General features: G+C 55.6%; 2 protein-coding genes and 1 pseudogene. 1 reads left to right on the top strand and 2 read right to left on the bottom strand.

What is annotated here, in order from left to right; translation table 11 throughout:
- Positions 1-290, bottom strand: a 290-nt coding sequence (locus VKV29_RS12915) for a hypothetical protein (RefSeq protein WP_324201725.1), incomplete at its 3' end; no start/stop codon positions are given.
- A 173-nt stretch (positions 291-463) separates the two neighbouring features.
- Between VKV29_RS12915 and VKV29_RS12910 the strand changes: the two genes are divergently transcribed.
- On the top strand, positions 464-742 hold the full coding sequence (locus VKV29_RS12910) for a hypothetical protein (RefSeq protein ID WP_324201724.1): 279 nt from the start codon (positions 464-466) through the stop codon (positions 740-742).
- 121 nt (positions 743-863) lie between these two features.
- On the opposite strand, the pseudogene VKV29_RS12905 reads toward VKV29_RS12910, so the two are convergent.
- A pseudogene (locus VKV29_RS12905) lies at positions 864-2,645 on the bottom strand (peptidase M16); the annotation flags it as partial.

The raw sequence follows: 2,645 nt of genomic DNA, 5'->3' as shown, positions 1-2,645 counted from the left end.
GCCGGGCAGCAGAGTTTAATGGTGTTGGGATTTGTCCAAGAGACGCGAATGGCAATGGCATCGGGCCTATCACGAAATCGCGAGGTAAGCAAGCTGGCAAAAAGAGCACGCTTCTTTGCCATGTCCTTCTCCGATGCCAATTGATGCGCTACCGTCTGCGCGTCTGGTGGCCACTGATTGAGGTCGGGCAGTTCATCCGTCGCAGGAGCCCAATGGGCATTAAGGCAGCGAATTCCTAGCCAAGCTACGAGCAGTACCCCCACCGGTGCGATAACCCACAAGCGTTTCATCGTTTTGTCCCCTTTCGGCCTCTCTTCTTAATCGTACCTTAATCAAGGAGCCGAACAGAATGCTCCTGTAGAAACGTCATTTCTATTGAGTGAGGAAGTCTATGGCACCGGCAGAAAGCCATAGGCTTATACAGCCTTTCACTCACTCATTTACTAAAAGCAGGAGCAGTACCATGATTACCGACACTATGAACGAAATCGCCACACCGAACACCATCGGCGACGTGCCATCCTCTACCTCGAAATCGCGCGGGCGCGGATGGTTTGGCGATCCCGAAGGCCATGCTAAGGCTGGCCAAAAGGGAGGCCTGAAGATAGCCGAAGACCGCTCCCATATGGCCGAGATAGGGCGCAAAGGGGGACAGCGCGTTGCTCAAGATCGCACCCACATGGCGGCGATAGGCCGTCTTGGGGGCTTGAAAGCCGCTAAGAAACGACAAACAGGAGCGTAGCAACGCTTTGCTTCCCCTTGCCATATAATCTAAGTTCGTCTTGTGGAGACCGTTTTCCTGCATTTAGCACAACTCCCCCAGAGTTTTTGTCAAAAACTCTGGGGGAGCTTTCCTTTTGGCGTCAAAGCACGGGAACAATCTCGAAAAGGCCCGGCTTTTCTGCATTGGCCGCCTCGATGCGCTCCTTAGGGCCTACCACACCGACCACGGAGTTACGGCTGGCCTCTGCGAGTGCCTCGCCAAAGCGACGGAAATCTGCCGCCGTCGTCGAGAGAACCTCTTCACGAAAACGCTGACGGTCTTCTTCGGTGATCCCCACCAGTTGCCGCACCATGGAAGAGTAGCCTTTTGCATCGGGTAACTGATAGGCGTCGAGATCGCCGATGGCCCCGATGATGGCGCGCTCGCGCTCCATATCGCTTATCTCGGCCTCTCTTAGGAAATGGATGGCGCCCTCAAAATGATTGAGCGTTTGTAACAGGTTCGGGTCCCGATAAGACGAAAAAGCGAAGATGCCCGACAGTCTGTCAAGCCCACAGCCCGCTCCATAGGCGCCACCCTCCATGCGGATGCGCTCCCATAGATAGGTTGTATTGAGATAGTTTTGAATGGGCAGCACAGAGCCATGCTCCTCATAGCCTGCGGCATACAGGTTGAAGGCCATTCCAACATGGTTAACCTGTCCAGGAATCGTAAAGCCCTCGTTGTGCGGGGTAAAGACGGGCTTCCACTGCGCCCTCTCTTTGCTTCCTTCGGGAAGGCTGGCCAAAAACGCCTCAAGTTGGGGCTGGAACTGTAGCCAGTGGGTCTCATCAACGGTAACGTTAGCTATCATGGCATCACGTTGAAGAAGCAGCGAGCGAATACGCTCGAAGTTTTCGCGGATCGTCTGCCACTCCATCTCTATGGCGGAGAGCAGCCAGCGGAGGAAAAAGAGATAGCTAATACCGCCAACAAGCTCCGAAACCATATCCGCCTCGGAAAACTGGGCACGAAGGCGACGTACAATGAACCCCGATCCGGCCGGAGCCAGCCGTGATTCCAGTTGCGCTTTCTCTTCAAGCGCCATCTGAAGAATGCGCTCTTTATCGTCCAGACGGGCGGTAAGCAGCACATCTTGTAGAATGGCTAGCAGCTCTGATGCGTTGGCCGGTGTGGCCTTACCTCGCAAAATGAACCAGGCCGCGCTGCGTGTGTCGTTTCGGCGGGAAGAGAGCAGCAGCGTTTGGTAGATGCCGCCTGTCTTTTGCCCGATGCGCTGCGTGAGGCGCACAAAATCCTCCTTCTCGGTGCCTGTTTCTAACAAGGCTCGCCCAAAGAGACCGAGGTAAGGAAGCAGCTCCTGTGGCAACGTGTGCAGGTCGAAGCCTATGTCGAAATAGAGCACTCCGTTGGTGAAGAGATCGTGGTAGAACACGGGAACACCACGGCTCTCAAGCACCTCGATAGGAACCGCTTTGGTGTGGCGTTCAAGGTCTTCAAGGTGAAGAGTGGGAATGGTGGCCAGCACCTCAGGCGGATCGGGGGTCGTTTGAAACTCTTTTAACCGCTGCGTATTAGCAATGACCTGCTCTTTTTCGGCGTCGCTCATTTGGGCTAATGTATGGCGCAGACGAGCGCGCTCCTTCTCTTCACGTTTTCTGTCAAGCTCCGGGTCGGGTTCAAGCAACACGGTAGTGCGGTGCGGGTTGGAGAGGAGATACTGCCGGATAAGCCCCTCGAAGAAGCCGCCCTCTGCCACCTTTTCACGCAGTTCGGCGAGCGGTTGCTCGAAGGCAAGAGCCGCGATGGGGTCGCCTCCGTAGAGCCACACGGTGAGCGCGCGCAACATCATAGCCAGACCGCGTGGAAACGAGCCGGTATTGTTTTCGCGGAGTGCAAACTCCACCGTGTTAAACGCGGC

The organism is Chthonomonas sp., assembly GCF_035294165.1.
Lineage (GTDB): Bacteria > Armatimonadota > Chthonomonadetes > Chthonomonadales > Chthonomonadaceae > Chthonomonas.
Note: the sequence above shows the minus strand (reverse complement) of the source record. Positions and strands in the feature narration are given on the sequence as shown.

Coding starts and splice junctions, on each gene's coding strand:
- VKV29_RS12910 (WP_324201724.1), top strand. CDS start 464: ATGATTACCGACACTATGAACGAAATCGCCACACCGAACACCATCGGC.